20 protein-coding genes and 1 tRNA gene are annotated in these 20,904 nt (G+C 40.9%); 17 read left to right on the top strand and 4 right to left on the bottom strand.

Annotated elements, in window-relative coordinates; all coding sequences use genetic code 11:
• The first annotated feature begins 15 nt into the window (after positions 1-15).
• Both whiA and WDJ61_RS15860 read left to right on the top strand, forming a co-directional pair.
• Entirely contained in the window at positions 16-960 is a 945-nt protein-coding gene (whiA, locus tag WDJ61_RS15865) for a DNA-binding protein WhiA (protein WP_338751433.1), read from the top strand.
• 26 nt (positions 961-986) lie between these two features.
• Positions 987-1,250, top strand: a complete 264-nt coding sequence (locus WDJ61_RS15860) for an HPr family phosphocarrier protein (protein ID WP_338751431.1) — start codon at positions 987-989, stop codon at positions 1,248-1,250.
• Between the two features lie 245 nt (positions 1,251-1,495).
• Here WDJ61_RS15860 and clpP read toward each other — a convergent pair whose 3' ends face one another.
• On the bottom strand, positions 1,496-2,092 hold the full coding sequence (clpP, locus tag WDJ61_RS15855; RefSeq protein WP_338751428.1) for an ATP-dependent Clp endopeptidase proteolytic subunit ClpP: 597 nt from the start codon (positions 2,090-2,092) through the stop codon (positions 1,496-1,498).
• 229 nt (positions 2,093-2,321) lie between these two features.
• Between clpP and WDJ61_RS15850 the strand changes: the two genes are divergently transcribed.
• A tRNA-Arg gene (locus tag WDJ61_RS15850) sits at positions 2,322-2,393 on the top strand.
• Positions 2,394-2,527: 134 nt separating this feature from the next.
• Positions 2,528-3,007 carry a VanZ family protein gene (locus WDJ61_RS15845; protein WP_338751426.1) on the top strand — a complete coding sequence of 160 codons (480 nt, stop codon included), beginning with the start codon at positions 2,528-2,530 and terminating at the stop codon, positions 3,005-3,007.
• Between the two features lie 100 nt (positions 3,008-3,107).
• Here the strand turns inward: WDJ61_RS15845 and WDJ61_RS15840 are convergent, their stop codons facing one another.
• Genes WDJ61_RS15840 through WDJ61_RS15830 form a run of 3 tightly spaced genes read right to left on the bottom strand, consistent with a single transcriptional unit; the run spans position 3,108 to position 6,158 of the window.
• The gene (locus WDJ61_RS15840) at positions 3,108-3,467 is read right to left on the bottom strand and encodes a YxeA family protein (RefSeq protein WP_338751424.1); all 360 of its coding nucleotides are present in this window, start codon (positions 3,465-3,467) and stop codon (positions 3,108-3,110) included.
• Between the two features lie 5 nt (positions 3,468-3,472).
• Positions 3,473-5,404 carry an ABC transporter permease gene (locus tag WDJ61_RS15835; protein ID WP_338751422.1) on the bottom strand — a complete coding sequence of 644 codons (1,932 nt, stop codon included), beginning with the start codon at positions 5,402-5,404 and terminating at the stop codon, positions 3,473-3,475.
• The gene (locus tag WDJ61_RS15830) at positions 5,391-6,158 is read right to left on the bottom strand and encodes an ABC transporter ATP-binding protein (RefSeq protein ID WP_338751420.1); all 768 of its coding nucleotides are present in this window, start codon (positions 6,156-6,158) and stop codon (positions 5,391-5,393) included. The genes WDJ61_RS15835 and WDJ61_RS15830 overlap by 14 nt, the downstream gene beginning before the upstream one ends.
• Positions 6,159-6,657: 499 nt before the next feature.
• On the opposite strand from WDJ61_RS15830, the gene WDJ61_RS15825 reads away from it, so the two are divergent.
• The 13 genes from WDJ61_RS15825 to WDJ61_RS15765 all read left to right on the top strand — a co-directional run bounded on the left by WDJ61_RS15825 (position 6,658) and on the right by WDJ61_RS15765 (position 20,889).
• Complete coding sequence (locus WDJ61_RS15825) at positions 6,658-7,704, top strand: DUF418 domain-containing protein (RefSeq protein ID WP_338751418.1); 1,047 nt, start codon at positions 6,658-6,660, stop codon at positions 7,702-7,704.
• Positions 7,705-7,785: 81 nt separating this feature from the next.
• Positions 7,786-8,490 (top strand): response regulator transcription factor, encoded by a 705-nt coding sequence (locus WDJ61_RS15820; RefSeq protein WP_338751416.1) that lies wholly within the window; start codon positions 7,786-7,788, stop codon positions 8,488-8,490.
• Positions 8,491-8,493: 3 nt separating this feature from the next.
• On the top strand, positions 8,494-9,897 hold the full coding sequence (locus WDJ61_RS15815; protein ID WP_338751414.1) for a HAMP domain-containing sensor histidine kinase: 1,404 nt from the start codon (positions 8,494-8,496) through the stop codon (positions 9,895-9,897).
• A gap of 319 nt (positions 9,898-10,216) precedes the next feature.
• Positions 10,217-11,557 carry an RNA polymerase factor sigma-54 gene (rpoN, locus tag WDJ61_RS15810; RefSeq protein WP_338751412.1) on the top strand — a complete coding sequence of 447 codons (1,341 nt, stop codon included), beginning with the start codon at positions 10,217-10,219 and terminating at the stop codon, positions 11,555-11,557.
• 16 nt (positions 11,558-11,573) lie between these two features.
• Positions 11,574-11,807: a glutaredoxin family protein gene (locus WDJ61_RS15805; RefSeq protein WP_338751410.1), complete on the top strand. Its 234-nt coding sequence runs from the start codon at positions 11,574-11,576 to the stop codon at positions 11,805-11,807.
• A gap of 164 nt (positions 11,808-11,971) precedes the next feature.
• A complete protein-coding gene (locus WDJ61_RS15800; protein ID WP_338751408.1) occupies positions 11,972-13,003 on the top strand; it encodes a sugar-binding transcriptional regulator in 1,032 nt (343 codons plus the stop codon).
• A gap of 72 nt (positions 13,004-13,075) precedes the next feature.
• A complete protein-coding gene (gene gap, locus WDJ61_RS15795) occupies positions 13,076-14,083 on the top strand; it encodes a type I glyceraldehyde-3-phosphate dehydrogenase (RefSeq protein WP_338751406.1) in 1,008 nt (335 codons plus the stop codon).
• 313 nt (positions 14,084-14,396) lie between these two features.
• Positions 14,397-15,581 (top strand): phosphoglycerate kinase, encoded by a 1,185-nt coding sequence (locus WDJ61_RS15790; RefSeq protein WP_338751404.1) that lies wholly within the window; start codon positions 14,397-14,399, stop codon positions 15,579-15,581.
• 29 nt (positions 15,582-15,610) lie between these two features.
• Complete coding sequence (tpiA, locus tag WDJ61_RS15785; RefSeq protein ID WP_338751402.1) at positions 15,611-16,372, top strand: triose-phosphate isomerase; 762 nt, start codon at positions 15,611-15,613, stop codon at positions 16,370-16,372.
• The gene (gene gpmI, locus WDJ61_RS15780) at positions 16,365-17,897 is read left to right on the top strand and encodes a 2,3-bisphosphoglycerate-independent phosphoglycerate mutase (RefSeq protein WP_338751400.1); all 1,533 of its coding nucleotides are present in this window, start codon (positions 16,365-16,367) and stop codon (positions 17,895-17,897) included. Before tpiA ends, gpmI begins: the two co-directional genes overlap by 8 nt.
• Before the next feature lie 25 nt (positions 17,898-17,922).
• Complete coding sequence (gene eno / locus WDJ61_RS15775) at positions 17,923-19,218, top strand: phosphopyruvate hydratase (RefSeq protein WP_338751398.1); 1,296 nt, start codon at positions 17,923-17,925, stop codon at positions 19,216-19,218.
• A gap of 340 nt (positions 19,219-19,558) precedes the next feature.
• Positions 19,559-19,792 (top strand): preprotein translocase subunit SecG, encoded by a 234-nt coding sequence (gene secG / locus WDJ61_RS15770; protein ID WP_338754821.1) that lies wholly within the window; start codon positions 19,559-19,561, stop codon positions 19,790-19,792.
• Between the two features lie 350 nt (positions 19,793-20,142).
• Complete coding sequence (locus WDJ61_RS15765; RefSeq protein WP_338751396.1) at positions 20,143-20,889, top strand: carboxylesterase; 747 nt, start codon at positions 20,143-20,145, stop codon at positions 20,887-20,889.
• Positions 20,890-20,904 lie beyond the last annotated feature (15 nt).

Raw genomic sequence — 20,904 nt, 5'->3', positions numbered from 1 at the left:
GAGGGGGTGTCTCAAATGTCGTTTGCGTCTGAAACGAAAAAAGAATTAACAGCAGTTGAAGGAAATAGTTGCTGTGTGACAGCGGAACTGTCCGCGCTTATTCGAATGAATGGATCACTTTCATTTTCAAATCGCTTGCTCGTCGTTAATATTCAAACAGAGAATGCAGCGATCGCTCGAAGAATATATATATTATTAAAGAAAAATTATGAAGTGGAAGTAGAACTGCTCGTTCGTAAAAAGATGAGGTTAAAAAAGAATAACGTATACATTGTCAGACTGAAGGAACAGGCAAGAGAGATATTAGAAGACTTAGCGATTATTGAAACCGGTTTTTCCTTTGTTCATAACATTTCATCTACATTGATTGAGAACCAATGCTGCAAACGTGCCTACTTACGTGGTGCCTTTCTGGCAGGTGGATCTGTCAATAATCCAGAAACCTCTTCTTATCATTTGGAAATCTTCTCCTTATATAAAGAGCATAATGATGCCTTGAGTGAATTGATGAACTCCTTTGGTTTAAATAGTAAAACATTAGAGCGAAAGAAAGGCTTTATTACTTATTTAAAGGAAGCGGAGAAAATCACGGAATTTTTAAATATTATTGGGGCTCACAATGCCTTGCTTCGATTCGAAGATGTCCGCATTGTGCGTGATATGAGAAATTCGGTGAATCGACTGGTGAACTGTGAAACGGCTAACTTAAATAAAACGATTGGTGCAGCGCTGCGCCAAGTTGAAAATATACGCTATATCGAAGAAACAGTCGGTCTGCAAGTGCTGCCCGATAAACTGCGAGAAATTGCGGAGCTACGAGTGACTCATCAAGATGTTACATTGAAAGAACTAGGAGAAATGGTATCTGGGGGGAAAATTAGTAAATCAGGTATTAACCATCGTCTTCGTAAAATAGATGAAATCGCTGACAAAATTAGAGCGAGTGAACCGATAGAATAAGCAAGAAAGAGAAGGGGAGAATCCACATGGTTGAAAAAACAACAGAAGTACAACTGAAGATGGGGTTACAAGCACGCCCTGCTGCTTTGTTTGTGCAGGAAGCGAATCGCTTCTCTTCAGAAATCTATCTTGAAAAAGATGGAAAGAAAGTGAACGCCAAAAGCATTATGGGGATCATGAGTCTGGCGATTAACCGTGGTTGCTCCGTCACCATTTCCGCTGATGGACACGATGAACAGAATGCAGTAGCGGAGTTAATCGTCTTCGTTGAACAAGAGGGAAGCTATTGATGAACACCTGAATGATGGATAGGTCCATTGTTCAGGTGTTTTTTGTATAGATCAAAAAAGCTGTCGAGCAGGGCTCAACAGCTTCATCATGACTTATCCCGCATGAACGGGCTGTAAGATCCCCACCTCAACATGGCAGAAGGAGCGCAGGGATGTAGGTGGGGATCAACAGCCCGTAAACGCCCGATCCGTTCAACTAACAATCAGTGGGGATGAAGAAAACCCCCACTGATTGAAGTTTCACTTTATTTTTGTGGAAGTTCGTTACGCGTAAGAATCTTGTCGATTAAACCGTATTCTAATGCACGTTCAGCTGTCATGAAGTTATCGCGGTCTGTATCTTTTGAGATGACTTCAAGTGATTGGCCTGTGCGATCTGCAAGAATTTGGTTTAGTTTTTCACGAAGGAACAAGATGCGTTTCGCTGCAATTTCGATTTCTGTTGCTTGACCTTGCGCGCCTCCAAGAGGTTGGTGAATCATTACTTCACTATTTGGTAGGGCATAACGCTTCCCTTTCGTTCCAGCGGCAAGCAAGAATGCACCCATAGAAGCGGCCATACCGATACAAATCGTTTGAACATCCGGCTTAATAAATTGGATCGTATCATAAATCGCCATACCAGCAGTGATGCTTCCACCAGGGCTGTTAATGTAGATAGAGATGTCTTTCTCTGGGTTTTCTGCTTCAAGGAATAATAATTGCGAAACGATTGAGTTCGCCACATTATCATCAATGCCACTTCCAAGCATAATGATGCGGTCCTTTAATAAACGAGAATAAATATCGTAAGCACGCTCTCCGCGGTTTGTTTGTTCAATAACTGTAGGAATTAGATTCATGGTCTTTCCTCCTTAAATGAATTATTTTCTAGTAAAGAAAATCTTATGTAATGATATCATACAGTGATGGTCAATGAAGGTCAAACACTTTGCTTCAAATATTTCCGTTTTCACTTTAATATAATTTTCTAGTATGTCCAATCGAAATCCTGCTAAACGGTAAGAAATAATTATATATTGCATTTTCTTATTTATTCCGCTATAATTTTGTAATGTACTTAAACATTTTGCCCTCGTGGTGCAACGGATAGCACGTGAGATTCCGGTTCTTAAGATGTGGGTTCGATTCCTGCCGAGGGCGCTATAAGAAATACTAGAGAATGAAGTGTTTTCATGAGATTTATTTATGAGAACACTTTTTTTATGCCTATTTTGATGGGGAATGACTGCGAAGAATACTAGGGGATATAAAAACGAAACGGTGAGTATAAGTATATGAAGATTAATTTTAAATTATTTTGGAAAGTGATATTTTATATTTATATATTGTTATTAATTGATTTTATTGTCTTTAAGTTTTTTGGAGATGTAAATGATGTTAAAAATAATATTCAATTGAGACATGAAAATGTGCAGATAGGAGTATCAAATTTTAATTTAATTCCATTTAAAACGCTATCTTCATATGTTTCTCATTTGGATGTAGGAGTATATTTTCTAAATATCGTTGGGAATATCATTCCTTTTATACCTTTAGGGTTTTTAATTCCTATAGTATTTCCATCAAAAAAATCATTTATAAAAACGATGATTTCTTGTTTAGGGATCATTATTTGCATTGAAGTCATCCAATTCATTACTTATTTGGGGAGTATGGATATTGATGATGTTATTTTAAATCAAATTGCATGTGTAATAGGTTATTCCTTATATCTTGTCAGTGAGAAATATTTATCCCGCATTAACGGGCAGTAACAGCTCAATCAGTAGGGGACACTGATTGAAAATACTTAAAGGCGAATAACTAGAAAGAGAGAGTGATGTTCCAGTGTATGAACATCACTCTCTCTTTGTATTAATTCAACTTCTTCTTCACTTTATCAGGAAGCTCCGCTTGTTGCACTTCTTGATAAGAAGTAACTTCATTTTCATCCTTCACAAAAACTTCAAGGTAAGCATCGTGGCGAAGTTGCTTGTGGCTTGTGAAATTTAGTGTTTTGACTTCATCTTTTTCGTTCACTCCTTCTAATTCATACTCGTAGCTAGTCCATTTTTCTCCTGTGTCGGTCACGTCTTCGATTTTTTTCCCATCTGTTGTAATTTTGACGAAATAGCTCTCGGCTCCGAGTCGGTTTAAGTTAACGTTTTGGATGAATAAAATGAAACCGACGAATAAGGCAACGAGTGTCCCAATTGATATCCATAATTTCTTCATAATCTTTATTCTCCTTTGTTTGTGACGATTTTATAGTACGCTTGGACGGTCATGAAGTAATACATAATGTAGATGATCATGTATACTCCCATGCAGATTAGCGTTGGAACGACTAAACTTGTCGTTAACAAGTTAGATAAGGCGGTTAAAGCTACCGCACTATGAGCAATTCCTGCAAGCAATGGCAAGGCAAAGATAAAAAATACTTGTTTCGCAATTGTTTTTCGTAAGTCTTTTTTATTGACACCGATATTTGATAGAATGCGATAGCGGTCTTGGTCGGCGTGTGCTTCTGTTAGCTGTTTGAAGTAGATGATGCTGCCGGTTGCAGCTAAGAACACAAGTCCTAAAAAGCCACCGACGAAAATGAGTAATCCGGTTGACTCTAAGCCAGCCGCGTACACTTCATAATAGCTAGAGAAGGCAGCCTCTTCCGGCATGACTGTTTTCAATTGCTTTGTTAATTCTTTCGCTTGATCCGCGTTTGTGATTCCATACATGTCAATCGATCTTGCTTTCAGCTCGCTCGCTAACTGATTGAATAATTCGTCGCTCACAACAAGCGTTGCCCCATCGACACCGATATTGAGGACGTCATATGTTCTAAAATCAGTGAAAGTCACTTCTTCTTCACGATCGTTTAAATGAAAAGTAATCGATTTTCCATCATATTTTGGCGAGAATTTTTCATGATACATGCGATCTAAGGCGATGACTTCGTTTCTGTGTAGTGATAACGATTCTTTTCGTCCTTGTTTGTCTGCTAATGTATTAAAATCACTAGTAGAAATAAGGGCGTAGACTAGCTCTGTGCTCATCAACGGACTGTCTAAATTCGTTGTATCCGCCTCTACTTGTAAAGTTTTAATGACTTGATGATAGCGAACTTGATGGTTTTTATTGTTTGTAATTTTTTCATTCGCTTGCTTAGCTAGCTGATCATCTGTCACGGTGAAGGAATAACTGTTTGGTGTCATCGTGGTAGCTGTGGTTTTCGTATTATAGTAAAAGCTATAGGCGGCCCCAACCGCTGTTAACGTCGTGGCACTTAAGACGGCAATGATGGTTAATGTTCTTGCGTTCCCTTTGATTCGATATAACAATTGAGATGTTGTAATGATCGTTAATCCGTTCCAAAAGTGCGACTTCTTTTTTCGAGATGCTTTTAAGGCATAGACGATGAATGTACTAAATAAAAAGTAAGTGCCTGTAATCACCGTTGTTAAAATGACGAGCGGCGTGAATAAAAGGCCAAGTGTTTGCCAAACAGTAGAGTCGAACGATTGAAGAGCTAACCAATAACCGCCACCAATCAAGATTAGTGATAATCCAGCTAACCATAAGGATGCTTTTGGCTCGTGTTCTCCTTCTTGATCTGCTTTGAACAGTTCAATTAATTTAAAACGATAAATTAATCGATAGCCTTGAAACGATGTGACGAGCGTGATAATAAAGAATACGATCGCTGTATTGATGATCGCAGCTGATGAAATCGTAAAGTTTGTCACAATCTCGTAGCCCATAATGTTCATCAATAACGTCACGAACCCTTTGGATAATAACGTCCCCAGTCCCATTCCGATGACGAGTGCTAATGTACCCATCAGAAAATTTTCATAAAAGAGCATGCGCCCAATTTCTTTTCGTCGAACACCAAGCAATGAATATAAGCCGACTTCTTTTTTTCGCTTCCGCATGAAAAAGGCGTTAGATGACCAAATGAAAATTGCCACGAAAATCAGTAAGACAAAGGAAGCGGCGCTAAACACCGAGTCCATTTTCGGTGATGATTCAGATGTCGCAGCAATTGTTTGATCATACTTTAAGGAAACAAATGTGAAGTAAATGACGATACCAAAAATCATCGAAGCAAAGTATAAAAAATAGTTCGTAAAATTTTGCCGAATATTTTTCCTTGCGATATTAAATAGTGTCATGAGCGCCACCTCCAAGCGACGCAAGCACATCTAAAATTTGCTGGAAGAAAGCTCGACGTGACTGCTCTCCTTTGTATACTTCCTTGAAGAGTTCGCCGTCTTTAATAATCAACAACCGTTTACAGAAGCTAGCTGCGTATGAATCGTGTGTGACCATCATAATCGTCGATCGCTGTTTTTCATTTAAGGCAGTCAAACTATTTAATAAATCGGTGGCTGACTTAGAATCGAGCGCACCTGTTGGTTCATCCGCCAAAATCAGCTTAGGATTCGTGATGATCGCCCGGGAAGCCGCTGTTCTTTGCTTCTGTCCACCAGAAATATGATAAGGATATTTGTTTAAAATCTCACGAATGCCAAATGTGTCGGCCATTTCATTGACGCGCGTTTCGATTTCTTTTACTGGCACTTTCGATAAAGCTAGCGGTAACACGATGTTCTCTTTTACCGTCAATGTATCTAGTAAATTGTAATCCTGGAAAATAAATCCAAGTTTACGGCGGCGGAAATCGGATAATTGCTCCTCCTTCATTTGCACAATATTTTGCCCGTCGATGATGATCTCACCAGAAGATGGCGTATCAATCGTTGATAAAATATTTAAAAGCGTTGACTTCCCAGCCCCAGAAGGCCCCATAATGCCAACAAATTCCCCTTCATGTATATCTAACTGAATGTCTTTTAAGGCGTGGTACTCATTTTCCTTTGAGCCAAACACCTTTTCCACATTTTTTGCTTGTAAAATAGGTTTCATGTTACTCTCTCCTTCCTTCTGACACCTATCATACGTACGGAATCTTACACCATCTTAATCTCAACCTTACAAAAACCTTAAAATGGAGTTCTGGCTGTGAAGGAGAGACCGCCTATTAATAGGAAACAATCGAAAAATGTATCTGATCAGTCGTGATTCGGCTGAAATCAGTCGGGCCTGAGTTCCAATCAGTCGCGAATTGCTGCCCATCAGTCGGTACTCGAACAAAGTCAGTCTCCCCGAGAGGAAGTGAGTCGCGTGAGTTAAGTCCGCACTTAAGAAGAGATCGGTCAACAATCGTATCTAATCAGTCGGGGCTGGGCACCAATCAGTCGCGAATGACCACTCATCAGTCGCCTGCGCGAGAAAATCAGTCACGGCCAACTTGAATCTGCGTATTTCTCTAAAATGTAAGGATTATGTAAGGTTTAAATTATCTCTGTGTAAGGTGGGCATTTTATCCTTTTTACAGGAATAAAAAAGAAGGAGTTTGATTGTTATGCAACCATCTATTTCGCAAAAAGATCGGATTGTATCTTTAGATATTATTCGTGGTCTTGCGTTGTTCGGTATTTTATTTATTAATGTTCCAGCTTTTGTCATGGTGGTGGAAGGAATGGTTTTACCCAAGTCGACAAGTGTGGATCAATGGATTGATCTTCTCATTAATATTTTCATAGAGAAGAAGTTTTTCTCGATGTTTTCTTTCTTATTTGGTTTTGGTTTTTATATTTTTACTTCTCGTGCTGAACAGCGAGGAGACAATCCTAGAAAACGATTTGCACGTCGATTGATCATCTTATTTTTGTTCGGTATTGTGCATTTTTTTATTTTCTTCGGCTCTATTTTAGTACCATATGCGCTTATTGGGTTTTTCTTATTGCCATTTTATAACCTGTCTACGAAAGCAATTAGTAAATGGCTTACTGGGATCGTCAGCTTATTTGTCACTGCCATTTTGGCACAGATGATCTTTGGCACAGATATGCCAATCGCTAAGTATGTCACCAATGATACTTTATTAATCTTTATTATGTTTTTAGCGGGCTTTTTAACAGCAAAAGCTGATTGGGTTCGTCATCTAGGCAACTACAAACGTCAAATTTGGTTGATTCAGCTTATTACGTTCGCACTATCCGTTTTATCATCTGTATTCATTTGGAAAAGTGGAGACGGAAATGAACCTTTACAAATGCTGGATTTACAATTAAATGCACTCGCTATGACACCCTTCTATTTAGTTACCTTATTCTCTTTACTTGAACATCGATGGTTACAAAAAGCATGTATGCCGCTTGCAAGGGTTGGACAAATGGCTTTGACAAACTATGTGGCCCAAAGTATCATAGGGCTTCAACTGATGGCGTGGATGGGGATTGAGTTTCCGACGTCACGTGAAGCGGTTCTTATTGCTTGTATGATTTTTGGGATTCAAGTCATTTTCAGTGTCGTTTGGTTCCGCTTCTTCCGCATGGGGCCGCTTGAAAAATTATGGCGTGTAATGACTTATGGTCGCCAAGGGAAAATAGTTAAAAAAGCATCATAATCTCAAAAAGCTTCGTTTACCAAACAGCGTAAACGGAGCTTTTTCCGTTATACTAAAGAAAAAACAGAAGGAGTACGATAGATGGCTAAACAGCAAGCAGTTCTCATCATTGACGATGAAGAGGATATTTTACGATTATTGAAGACGGTGTTGAAGAAAGAAGGAGTGGAGCGGATTTACACGAGTACGACGGTGAAAGAGGGGATTGAACAATTTCAAATCCATCGGCCGGATCTTGTTTTATTAGACATTATGCTGCCAGATGGAGAAGGGTATGAGGTGTGCAAGAAAATACGCGAGATCTCCAACGTGCCGATTTTATTTTTATCAGCGAAGGACGAAGAGGTGGATAAAATCGTCGGGTTTGCAATTGGAGGAGACGACTATATTACGAAGCCGTTCAGCCCAAAAGAGGTTGCTTATCGGGTAAAAGCACAGCTGCGCCGGGCGAGCTTTATGAGAGAGGAGCCAAAAGAAGCGGTTTTACAAGCCGGGCCGTTTACTTTAAATGAACAAACAGCGGTGCTAACAAAAAACGGAAAATCGATTGAGTTAAAGCCGAAAGAACTTGGGCTCATGAGCCATTTAATGAAACATGCTAACCATATCATTAGTAAGGAGAGTCTTTGTCATCATGTATGGGGAGAGGATTTTATCGGCTTTGATAATACGATTATGGTTCATATTCGTCGCCTTCGCGAAAAAGTCGAAGACAATCCGTCAAAACCAGAGCACATTCTCACGGTTAAAGGTTTAGGGTATAAATTTGTTACGAAGGAGGATTAGTGAATGCGTTGGCGCTTAACAGGAAGATATTTATTTTCGATCCTCCTTATTGTTTTATTCGTTGTTTGTATTAATGTGGTGATGCTGCTTGGTCTGCTGGTTTGGCAGTCGCAAACGGTGGCCCCTTTTTTTAGTGAACCAGTGGAATCATTTGTAAGAGAGTTTAAACAATATGTTCAGATAGATGAAGGGAGACTAACGGTCAATTCAGAAGGAAAAGAAGTCTTGAAACAGAAAAATGCTTGGATTCAAGTGTTGAATGAACAAGGAGAAGAGCAGTATACGTACCGGGCACCAAAAACATTGCCCACATCGTATTCGCCAGTGGAGATTGTTCAAATGTATAAATATAAAGAGGTTGATGCGGATACAACGGTCTTTATAGATAGTGTGAATCTTGATGGAGAAGCGTACAGTTATTTCATTGGCGTGGTTGATCGCAATATTAACAGATACATTCTTTCTTACAATATGGAAGAAATAAGGAAGGTTTCAAACGATATCTTTCTGCTGTTTTTGATCATTGATAGTTTGATTGCGGTGATCATTGGCTATGCGTTTAGCCAGCGATTAACGAAGCCGGTTCATAAAATTATTGATGATATTAAAAAACTGGCAAACAAGGACTATAACGTAGTGAGTCAGTCGAAAGGGATTTATCGGGAAGTGGCCTACAATGTACAAGATTTATCCACGCAACTGAAAGCAGCGGAAGTGGAGCGGACAAAGCTGGATCGCTTAAAAGAAGAGTGGATTGCGAATATTTCGCATGACATGAAAACACCGCTTGCCTCGATTCAAGGATTTGCGGAAATGATGAAGGATACAGACTATGATTTTTCGATTGAAGAGATGCGGGAATACGCTGAAATTATTGAACAAAAATCATTGTATATAAAAGAAGTGATCGACGACTTGAACTTAACGACTCGTTTGAAAAATAAACAGATGACGTTAAATAAGAAGAGCGTCAATATAGTCTCCTTAGTGCGTAATATTGTGATTGATTTATTGAATGATCCAAAGCATCAACAGCGACATATTGTGTTTGAATGTAAGGCAGAAGCCATTTTTCTAGAGGTAGATGAACTATTGCTGCGGCGGGCATTGAGCAATTTAATTTACAATGCGGTGGTGCATAACGATCCAGATACACAGGTTACCGTGACAGTGGAAAAAGAAGAGGAGAAAACAGCGATTTATATTGAGGATAATGGAAAAGGCATGAGTAAGGAAGAACTGGACCATATTTTCAGCCGCTACTATCGCGGCACGAATACAGGAGAATCTCATAAAGGCTCAGGTCTTGGGTTGGCGATTGCCAAAGACATTGTTGAAGCCCATCAAGGTGTGATTACGATGAAAAGCGTTATTGGTGAAGGAACAAAAATTCGAGTGGAGTTATAAAGAATAGGCTGCTTTTTGGACAGTTCATTTAGTCTGTCATCCTTGTTATTGGGATGACGGGCTTTTTATGTGGATAGATGGAAGGGGATTAGTCGTTGGAATGGCGGAATCAGTCGGGAAAAAGGGAAGATCAGTCGCCCGAGCGAGAGGATTAGTCGCATTTGCATAAAAATCAGTCGCGATTCCTCCAACATCAGCCGTCAGCTACTATCCAAGTAGGTTCATGTCGAAGGAAGGCGATTTTATTATAAAAAATTCTAAATTTTCATTCTCATTTTCGTTTCCTGTTGTATAATAGGGAATGAGGGGGAGTGGGAAGATGAATATGCATTTGAAGCCGGGACTTTGGCAACAGCAGACGATGAAGCTTGCGATGACGCAGGAATTGACGCAGGCGATTGCTCTGTTGCAGTACTCTACCCAGGAGTTAACGGAGTTTTTAGAAGCGAAGACGATGGAAAACCCTTTTATACAGTTAGAGGAATCGGAAATGAAAGCGCTTCACAAGAAGGAGAAAGTACGATCACAACAAGGGGTATCAAGTGAGAAGGAAGACAAGAATTGGGTGGAGCATTTAGCAGATACGTCTCAGACATTGCTCGATTATTTAAGGATGCAATTGTCACTTATTCCGATGGGGCCTACACAAAAGCGAATACTTGATTTTTTGTTATATAATATGGATGAAAACGGCTATATGTCGATTACGATGAAAGAGACGGCGCTCATGTGTCGCTGTCAGCCATCTGAAGCAGAAGAAGTATTGGAGATGATTCGTGAACTAGAGCCTGCTGGGGTGGGGGCTTTTCACTTGCAGGATTGTTTATTGTTGCAGTTAGAAAGAATGCTTGATGCATCTCTGCTTGTGTTTACAATCGTTGAAGATCATTTTGTCGAGTTTGCCGAAAAAAATTGGCGCCCTCTGGCGAAAAAGCTCAATGTGGATGTGAAAGAGATTCAAGCGGCAGCAGACTTTATTCAGCAAAGGTTAAATCCGAAGCCAGGTGCACGCTTTCAAAAGGAACAAGCGAACTATGTACGGCCGGATTTAACGGTTCAGTTGAAAAAAGACTCTATTGAAGTGTATCTTCTTGAAGAGGATATGCCAAAAATTATTTTTCAAAAAGATTACTTCAATGAATTAGCGGTTCATAAAGACCCACAGTTAAAGCAATTTATGAAGGAAAAGCAAAAAGATTATTTATGGTTGCTCAAAAGTTTAGAACAGCGCAAGCGGACAATTCAACGAGTAGGATTAAAAATTGTTGAAAAACAAAAAGAATTTTTTTTCCAAGGTCCGACCAGCCTGCAGCCGCTAACGATGAAGGAGATTGCAGATGAACTAGAGATTCACGAATCAACGGTTAGCCGAGCAGTGCGCGGAAAATATATGCAAACGCCGTATGGAACATATGAATTGAAATTCTTTTTCCCAGCTGGCTTAACAAACGGAAGTGCAGAGGAAACGGCATCCGCTCAACAAGTAAAGGCAAAAATTACGGCGTTTGTCACGGCAGAAAATAAGAGAAAACCACTTTCCGATCAGGAAATTAGCAATCGACTCAAGGAAGAGGGATTGCAAGTGTCGAGAAGAACGGTAGCGAAATACCGCGATCAGCTCTCGATTCCTTCTTCATCGAAAAGAAAAAGATACGACTGAGGATTGAGGAACAGTAATGAAAGAAATCATTTTTTACACGCGACCACAATGCCCGCTTTGTATAGAAGCTCAAATTGTTTTGCAGCTTGTGCAGGAAGAGGTACCAATAGTGGTTCATGAACGCAATATTAACGAGCAAGATGAGTGGACAGAAAAGTATGGATTAATGATCCCGGTGATCGAATATAATGATGAGATTATTCAATATGGGGCGATTGATTACCCGGCATTAATCAAAAAATTACAATAACAATATATGAGATTGACAAAACCTTAACAGTATATTGGTTGATTTTTGCATTCCTCCCTGTTACTATAAACGTGAAGGCAGGGGGATTTTTTTTTGAGATTAGTGGGACGTATTTTATTTAAAAGGGACAAAAAAAGACCCACTAAAGAATTAAAGGAGTTTTTATGAGAACATTCATAGATATTCAAAAAAGATTATTACCTGACTTGCTACATGTTTTGCAGAAGCGTTATGAAATATTGCAATCGATTCGCCTAGCTCAACCAGTGGGAAGAAGGCTATTGGCCCAATCGTTAGGCTTGACTGAAAGAGTATTAAGAAGTGAAGTAGAGTTTTTAAAAAAACAGGCGTTAATTGATTTTCAGTCTAAGGGTATGGTTTTGACGGCGGATGGCGAATCTGTACTTGAGGATTTGCAAGGATTAATGGGCGAAATTAAGGGTATACACATGATGGAGCAACAATTGAAAACGCGCTATGGACTCGACGAAGTGACGATTGTGCAAGGTGATAGTGATCAGTCACCATGGGTCAAAAAAGAACTTGGCACCGCTTCTGTTAACTGTATAAAAAAGCGGTTAATAGCGCAGAATATCATCGCAGTCACAGGCGGAACGACGATGCTAGAAGCAGCTCGAGCGATGAATGAACAATTCAGCGATGGGAAGGATATTATATTCGTTCCCGCACGAGGCGGCATTGGAGAAGATGTTCAAATGCAAGCGAATTCCATTGTGGCTCAGATGGCGCTGAACACAGGCCGTACTCATAAAGTGTTGTATGCACCGGATCAAATGAGCCCGAAAGCACAACAGTCGATTATGAAAGAGCCAGCCATTAAAGAGGTGCTTGCGATTATTAAATCCGCGAATATTGTCATTCATGGAATTGGTGAGGCGTTAATGATGGCGAAACGAAGAAACACATCTGAGGAAGATAGGCAGAAGATTACGCAAGGTCAGGCGGTAGCGGAAGCTTTTGGTTATTATTTTGATGAAGCTGGCACTGTCGTACATAAAATAGCTACAATCGGCCTTCAATTAGACGACCTGAAACAGGCTCACGAGGTGATTGCTGTGGCAGGCGGGGCCTCTAAAGGAAAAGCCATTCACTCTTATTTGCAAGGGGCACCGAAAGCGACCGTCTTAATCACTGATGAAGCGGCGGCTGCATATTTGCTAAGTGAAGAAAAGTAGTTAGTAGTTAATGGTACCCCCCATTAATTATTGATCATATATATTCTGATAAATCAAGGGAGGAATTTGGTTATGGCAGTGAAAGTTGGTATTAATGGATTTGGACGAATTGGACGAATTGTATTACGAGCAGCTTTGAAACATCCAAATTTAGAAATTGTAGCGGTGAATGATTTAACAGATGCTAATATGTTAGCTCATCTTTTAAAATATGATTCTGTTCATGGAACGTTAAATGAAGAAGTAACAGTAGATGGAGAGTACATCGTTATTGGTGAACATAAAGTGAAAGTATTAGCAGAGCGCGATCCGGCAAAGCTTCCTTGGGGAGAATTAGGGGTAGACGTCGTGATCGAATCTACAGGACGTTTCACGAAACGTGAAGATGCCGCGAAGCACTTAGAAGCGGGTGCAAAGAAAGTAGTGATCTCGGCTCCTGCTAAAGGAGAAGATGTAACGATCGTCATGGGTGTAAACCATGAACAATATGATGCACAAAATCATCATGTCATTTCAAATGCTTCTTGTACAACGAACTGCTTAGCGCCGTTTGCGAAAGTGTTAAATGATCAATTTGGCATTAAACGAGGAATGATGACGACCGTTCACGCTTATACAAATGATCAGCAAATTTTAGATTTGCCACATAAAGATTATCGTCGTGCTCGTGCGGCAGGGGAATCAATTATTCCTACGACAACAGGAGCTGCAAAAGCGGTCGCTCTTGTATTGCCTGAGTTAAAAGGCAAATTGAACGGAATGGCGATGCGCGTGCCAACACCGAACGTTTCCGTTGTGGACTTAGTGGTTGAATTAGAGAAAGATACAACGGCTGAACAAGTGAATGCAGCATTGAAAGCAGCAGCGGAAGGCGAGTTAAAAGGAATTCTTGCGTACACGGAAGAACCGCTTGTGTCTCGTGATTACAATGGAAGTGCTGTTTCTTCTACTATTGATGCCTTATCTACAATGGTGCTTGAAGACAACATGGTGAAAGTGCTTGCTTGGTATGACAATGAATCAGGTTATTCTCACCGAGTGATTGATTTAGTTGAATACATCGCTGAAAAAGGGCTGTAATTTTTTTAAAGTGTTACACTAATAAAAAAATGTGTTATATTTTTCAACATCTTAGTTGGAAAATAGTAACCCACCATCTATAATGTAATTGGGATGTAAGGGGAGCGGGGAACAATCCCCCCTCCCCTTTGTCATTGATCGCGAAAAATACGCCTTCTTGACTTTGAAAAGCTGGGAGTCGGGTGGCGGAAAAAAACGGGGCGCCAAAGCCATGAGAACCGGGTTTTTTTGTCACTTCATCCTTCTTTCAAAAAGTGGGAATGCCGTTTTAAGATCGATCAATTTTTCAACTAAACAAGGGAGGCCTGTTTGAATGAACAAAAAGACGATAAAGGATATGGATGTGAAAGGAAAACGCGTGTTTTGCCGTGTTGACTTTAACGTGCCAATGAAGGACGGAAAAGTAACGGATGACACACGTATCCGGGCAGCATTGCCAACCATTCAATATTTGTCTGAACAGGGAGCGAAAGTCATCCTAGCGAGCCACCTTGGCCGCCCTAAAGGCGAAGTAAAAGAAGAGCTTCGTTTAACACCTGTTGCAGGCCGTTTGTCTGAGCTTGCAGGCAAAGAAGTAAAAAAAGTCGATGAAGCTTATGGAGAAGCAGTGCAAGCAGAAATCGAAAAGATGAACGATGGCGACCTTTTACTGCTTGAGAATGTTCGCTTTTACCCAGGTGAGGAGAAAAATGATCCTGAGTTGGCTAAAGCTTTTGCTAGTCTTGCAGATGTTTATGTCAATGATGCATTTGGAGCTGCTCACCGCGCGCATGCGTCTACAGAGGGTATTGCTCATCACTTGCCGGCTGTTGCTGGTTTCTTGATGGAAAAAGAGCTGGATGTACTTGGAAAAGCCCTTTCTAATCCAGAACGACCATTTACAGCGATTATCGGTGGAGCGAAAGTAAAGGACAAAATCGATGTAATCGACCATTTGCTTGATAAAGTGGATAACTTGATCATTGGTGGTGGACTTGCTTACACGTTTGTGAAGGCACAAGGCCATGAAATCGGTAAGTCCTTATTAGAGGAAGACAAAATTGATTTAGCGAAGCAATTTATGAAAAAAGCAGAAGAAAAAGGCGTTTCATTTTTAATGCCGATCGATGCGATTATTGCAGATCAATTTTCAGAAGATGCCGAGGCGAAGGAAGTGTCAATTGAAGACATTCCTGCCGATTCAATGGGTCTTGATATTGGACCGAAAACAAGTGAACTTTATAAAGAAACGATTCAAAAATCAAAGCTTGTCATTTGGAATGGACCGATGGGGGTATTTGAAATGGACAAGTTTGCTGGTGGAACGAAAGCCGTGGCAGAAGCGTTGGCAGAAGCTGAAGGTACATATTCTGTCATCGGTGGCGGCGATTCAGCAGCAGCCGTTGAGAAGTTTCATTTGGCTGACCGTATGAGTCATATTTCAACGGGTGGCGGTGCTTCCTTAGAATTTATGGAAGGCAAGCAGCTACCTGGTGTGGTCGCTTTAAACGACAAATAAGAGATAAGCATTGGAAAGGATGAAGAAACTTGCGGAAACCGATTATCGCAGGCAACTGGAAAATGCATAAAACATTAGCAGAAGCGACAAGTTTTGCCGAAGAAGTCAAAAGCTTAGTTCCTGATGCGAATGTAGTGGACAGCGTGATTTGCTCGCCTGCTTTGTTTTTACAACAGCTTGTACAGGCAGTGAAAGGCACGAACGTCAAAATTGGTGCGCAAACGATGCATTTTGAAGAAAGCGGTGCGTTTACAGGAGAAATTAGCCCGAAAGCTCTTCAAGATATCGAAGTGGACTATGTGATCATTGGCCATTCTGAGCGTCGTGAAATGTTTAATGAGACCGATGAGACGGTGAATAAAAAAGTACATGCCGCTTTTCAATATGGGCTAACACCGATTGTTTGCTGTGGAGAAACGTTAGCACAACGTGAAAATGGCGAAACGAATGCTTTCGTTGGCGGTCAAGTGAAAAAAGCACTTGAAGGACTGACGGAAGAGCAAGTGAGCCAAACGGTGATTGCTTATGAACCGATCTGGGCAATTGGCACTGGTAAATCTTCAACAGCTGAAGATGCCAATGAAGTATGTGCTTATATTCGTCAAACGGTGGCAGAGAGCTTTTCTGAACGCGTTGCTGACAATGTTCGCATTCAGTACGGAGGCAGCGTGAAGCCAAGTAATATTGGTGAATATATGTCCCAGTCTGATATTGATGGAGCGCTTGTCGGTGGAGCCAGCTTAGACTCCGCATCTTTCCTGCAATTGTTGGAGGCGGTTAACAATGAGTAAGGCACCTGTTGCTCTCATTATTTTAGATGGATTTGGCTGCCGCGGTGAAACAGCAGGAAACGCAGTGGCTCAAGCGAAGAAACCAAACTTTGATCGCTATTGGGGACAATATCCTCATACGACATTAACAGCAAGCGGAGAAGCAGTGGGACTGCCGAATGGCCAAATGGGAAATTCGGAAGTAGGTCACTTAAATATCGGCGCTGGTCGTATTGTGTATCAAAGCTTAACAAGAATTAATATTGCCATTCGTGAAGGAGAGTTTTTCCAAAATGAAAAATTTCTTCAAGCGATTGAGCATGCGAAAAAGCATGATTCCGCGCTTCACTTATTCGGACTTTTATCCGATGGAGGCGTCCATAGTCATAATGATCACCTGTTTGCGCTGTTAAAATTAGCGGCACAAGAAGGGTTAGAAAAGGTGTATATCCATGGCTTCTTAGATGGACGAGATGTTGGTCCGAAAACAGCGCTTGGTTATATTGAGGACACCTTACAAAAGATCAAAGAATATGGCGTTGGCCAATTTGCTACGATTTCTGGTCGTTACTATGCGATGGATCGTGACAAACGTTGGGATCGCGTGGAGCTAGTGTACCAAGCGATGGTGCGTCATGAAGCCTCGCTATTTAAAGATCCGATCGAACTAGTCGAGGATTCTTACGCGAACGGCATTACCGATGAATTTGTCGTACCCGCTGTTCTAACGGATGAATCAGGCAAGCCAGTGGCGAAAGTAGAAGAGAATGATGCGATTATTTTCTTTAACTTCCGTCCTGATCGTGCGATTCAATTATCGAATGTGTTTACAAACAAAGAATTTGAAGGCTTTGATCGCGGACAAGTTCCGCAAAGTCTATATTTTGTCTGCATGACTCCATATAGTCAAACAGTCGATGGCGTCGTAGCTTTTGAAAATACTGATTTAACAAATACGGTCGGTGAAGTGCTATCCAATCATGGATTGCGTCAGCTCCGTATTGCTGAAACCGAAAAGTATCCGCATGTCACTTTTTTCATGAGCGGTGGCCGTGAGAAAGAGTTTCCGGGAGAAAAACGGATTTTAATTAATTCACCAAAAGTAGCTACTTATGATTTAAAACCAGAAATGAGTGCTTATGAAGTAACGGACGCGTTGCTTGATGAGATTCAAAATGATAGACAAGATGCCATTATTTTAAACTTTGCCAACCCTGATATGGTTGGACATTCAGGCATGCTACAGCCGACGATCAAGGCAGTAGAAGCCGTTGATGAATGTCTAGGTAAAGTGGTTGATTTAATTTTGGCAAAGGGCGGAACAGCTATTATTACCGCTGACCATGGGAATGCCGATGAAGTCGTGACGCTGGAAGGGAATCCGATGACAGCCCACACGACGAACCCGGTCCCAGTGATTGTTACAAAGCAAGGAATTGAGTTGCGTGAAGGTGGCATTTTAGGCGATCTTTCACCAACAATGTTAGATTTGCTGAATGTGGAACAACCGTCAGAAATGACTGGAACATCATTAATTAAAAAATAAATTTATATTAAAAGGAGAGATTCTCATGCCGATTATTACTGATATTTACGCACGCGAAGTATTAGATTCACGTGGAAATCCTACGGTTGAAGTAGAAGTATATACGCAATCTGGCGCATTTGGACGCGCGCTTGTGCCGTCTGGTGCTTCTACAGGTGAATATGAAGCAGTAGAACTTCGTGACGGCGACAAAGACCGTTACCTTGGTAAAGGTGTACTAAAAGCGGTTGAAAACGTGAACGATGTCATTGCTCCAGAACTAGTTGGAAGCTTTGAAGTACTTGAACAAGTGGCGATTGACCGTGCCATGATCGAATTAGATGGAACAGATAACAAAGGAAAACTAGGTGCGAACGCCATCCTTGGTGTTTCTATGGCCGTTGCTCATGCAGCAGCTGATCACCTTGGCGTTCATTTATATGAATATCTTGGAGGAGTTAACTCTAAACAGCTTCCTGTACCGATGATGAACATCGTGAACGGTGGAGAGCATGCAGATAACAACGTTGACATTCAAGAGTTTATGATTATGCCAGTTGGTGCGGAAAACTTCAAAGAAGCTCTTCGTATGGGCGCAGAAATTTTCCACAGCTTAAAATCTGTATTAAAAGAAAAAGGTTTGAACACAGCGGTTGGAGATGAGGGTGGCTTCGCTCCAAACTTAAAATCGAACGAAGAAGCATTACAAACAATCATCGAAGCGATCGAAAAAGCTGGCTACAAGCCTGGCGAGCAAGTGAAACTAGCGATGGATGCTGCTTCTTCTGAGTTCTACAATAAAGAAGACGGCAAGTATCATTTAAGCGGAGAAGGCGTTGTGAAAACATCTGCTGAAATGGTGGACTGGTATGAAGAGCTTGTTTCTAAATACCCAATCATCTCTATCGAAGACGGTTTAGATGAAAACGACTGGGAAGGCCACAAAATGCTAACTGATCGCATCGGCGGTAAAGTTCAGCTTGTTGGTGATGACCTATTCGTAACAAACACAGAAAAATTAGCTCAAGGTATCGAGCAAGGCGTAGGTAATGCGATCTTAATTAAAGTGAACCAAATCGGTACACTAACAGAAACATTTGACGCAATAGAAATGGCGAAACGCGCTGGTTACACAGCAGTCATCTCTCACCGTTCTGGTGAAACAGAAGATGCAACAATCGCTGACATCGCTGTTGCAACAAATGCAGGCCAAATCAAAACAGGTGCACCGTCTCGTACAGACCGTGTGGCGAAATACAACCAACTTCTTCGCATCGAAGACAATCTTGGTGAGTTAGCCGAATACCTTGGCGATAAAACGTTCTATAATTTGAAGAAATAAGTACAATACTTATCGAAGCCCGGCACAATACGTGCTGGGTTTTTTGCCGCGTTTTTTTAAAAGTGTTTCAGAATATCGTTTCCTCTGTACAATCATTAGAGGAATATGCGTAGCAAGCCGCCGTTAACACTGAACAAATTGCAGCGGCGACCGAGGAGCAACTGGCTTCGATGGAAGAAATGAATGCATCCTCTGCTATATTAGCAGGACTCGCAGATGAACTTCATCAAACCGTTCAACGATTTAAAACGAGCTAATACATTTCCTGTTTTTCAAATTCAGGTTCTTATGTTAGAATGAGAATATTCGTATGTTCGTTTGATGGAGGTAAAAAAACATGTTGCATACAGTCTTAATGGTTGCCCTTGTCATTGTGTCAATTGGATTAATTGCTGTTGTCCTTCTTCAATCTGGAAAAAGCAATGGCTTATCCGGAGCGATCTCTGGTGGAGCAGAACAGCTTTTTGGAAAACAAAAAGCACGCGGTATCGATCTAATTCTACACCGCGTAACTATTGTCCTAGCAGTATTATTCTTCGGACTAACTATCGCAGTATCTTATTTAGGACTTTAATATATAAAAAAGCATCCAGATGGATGCTTTTTTATATTGTTTCAATGAAAAAGACTGTAGGGGCTGTCTTATGAGTAGACGCCTTTTTTTTATTGGATGGGGGGATCAGTCGGTAAAGTGCTATTTTTAGTCGGAATTTTGAGGAAATCAGTCGCGAATCACTCCGAATTGGGCGGAGATCCTGAAACATCAGTCGCAAATCGCCCCGAATCAGTCGCCAGCTGATTGAGGAGTCACTTTATTTTCACGTTCAGCCTCCCTCGCACTAGCTAGTGGAGGAAATTTTTCGTAAAATAATGTTGAGAGTTGAATGAACGGTCCATACTAAGGAAAAGGAGTCTATCTGCATCATGAAATTAACTTTACCAAAACCATTTACATTTGAAGCTGGAAAACGGGCAGTTCTTCTGCTTCATGGATTTACGGGGAATTCTTCAGATGTCCGGATGCTTGGCCGATTTTTAGAGAAACAAGGCTACACGTCTCATGCCCCACACTATAAAGGGCATGGCGTGCCTCCAGAGGAACTGGTTGTGACGGGGCCTGATGATTGGTGGCAAGATGTATTAAACGGTTATCAGCATTTGAAAGATCTGGGATATAACGAAATTGCTGTAGCTGGTCTTTCTCTTGGAGGGGTGTTTTCCTTAAAGCTAGCTGAAACGACGCCGGTGAAAGGGGTGATCACGATGTGCGCCCCAATGTATTTAAAAAGTGAAGAAACAATGTACAATGGCGTGGTTGAATATGCTCGCGAATTCAAAAAGTTTGAAGGGAAATCGGAAGACATCATTGAAAAAGAAATGGAAGAGTTTAAGAAAACTCCGATGAATACCTTAAAGGCTTTGCAAAAATTAATGGCTGACGTTCGTGCAAATGTCGATATGATTTATGCCCCAACGTTTGTCGTCCAAGCAAGAAACGATGAAATGATTAATCCGAACAGTGCTAATATTATTTATGAAGAAATCGAATCAACGATGAAAGAAATCAAATGGTATGAAGAGTCTGGTCATGTGATTACACTAGACAAGGAGAAACAACAGCTTCATGAGGATGTGTATCAATTTTTGGAGCAGCTAGACTGGACAGTTTAAAGAGAACAGGAGGGA

The organism is Bacillus sp. FJAT-52991 (assembly GCF_037201805.1).
Lineage (GTDB): Bacteria > Bacillota > Bacilli > Bacillales > Domibacillaceae > Bacillus_CE > Bacillus_CE kandeliae.
This window is presented reverse-complemented; position numbering and strand designations above follow the sequence as displayed.

Bases quoted from the DNA above. Each gene is read 5' to 3' on its own strand.
- WDJ61_RS15790 (WP_338751404.1), top strand. From the start codon at position 14,397: ATGAACAAAAAGACGATAAAGGATATGGATGTGAAAGGAAAACGCGTG.
- whiA (WP_338751433.1), top strand. From the start codon at position 16: ATGTCGTTTGCGTCTGAAACGAAAAAAGAATTAACAGCAGTTGAAGGA.
- WDJ61_RS15765 (WP_338751396.1), top strand. From the start codon at position 20,143: ATGAAATTAACTTTACCAAAACCATTTACATTTGAAGCTGGAAAACGG.
- clpP (WP_338751428.1), bottom strand. From the start codon at position 2,092: ATGAATCTAATTCCTACAGTTATTGAACAAACAAACCGCGGAGAGCGT.
- WDJ61_RS15830 (WP_338751420.1), bottom strand. From the start codon at position 6,158: ATGAAACCTATTTTACAAGCAAAAAATGTGGAAAAGGTGTTTGGCTCA.
- WDJ61_RS15820 (WP_338751416.1), top strand. From the start codon at position 7,786: ATGGCTAAACAGCAAGCAGTTCTCATCATTGACGATGAAGAGGATATT.
- WDJ61_RS15800 (WP_338751408.1), top strand. From the start codon at position 11,972: ATGAGAACATTCATAGATATTCAAAAAAGATTATTACCTGACTTGCTA.
- WDJ61_RS15805 (WP_338751410.1), top strand. From the start codon at position 11,574: ATGAAAGAAATCATTTTTTACACGCGACCACAATGCCCGCTTTGTATA.
- eno (WP_338751398.1), top strand. From the start codon at position 17,923: ATGCCGATTATTACTGATATTTACGCACGCGAAGTATTAGATTCACGT.
- WDJ61_RS15840 (WP_338751424.1), bottom strand. From the start codon at position 3,467: ATGAAGAAATTATGGATATCAATTGGGACACTCGTTGCCTTATTCGTC.
- gpmI (WP_338751400.1), top strand. From the start codon at position 16,365: ATGAGTAAGGCACCTGTTGCTCTCATTATTTTAGATGGATTTGGCTGC.
- WDJ61_RS15825 (WP_338751418.1), top strand. From the start codon at position 6,658: ATGCAACCATCTATTTCGCAAAAAGATCGGATTGTATCTTTAGATATT.
- WDJ61_RS15860 (WP_338751431.1), top strand. From the start codon at position 987: ATGGTTGAAAAAACAACAGAAGTACAACTGAAGATGGGGTTACAAGCA.
- WDJ61_RS15815 (WP_338751414.1), top strand. From the start codon at position 8,494: ATGCGTTGGCGCTTAACAGGAAGATATTTATTTTCGATCCTCCTTATT.
- gap (WP_338751406.1), top strand. From the start codon at position 13,076: ATGGCAGTGAAAGTTGGTATTAATGGATTTGGACGAATTGGACGAATT.
- WDJ61_RS15835 (WP_338751422.1), bottom strand. From the start codon at position 5,404: ATGACACTATTTAATATCGCAAGGAAAAATATTCGGCAAAATTTTACG.
- rpoN (WP_338751412.1), top strand. From the start codon at position 10,217: ATGAATATGCATTTGAAGCCGGGACTTTGGCAACAGCAGACGATGAAG.
- WDJ61_RS15845 (WP_338751426.1), top strand. From the start codon at position 2,528: ATGAAGATTAATTTTAAATTATTTTGGAAAGTGATATTTTATATTTAT.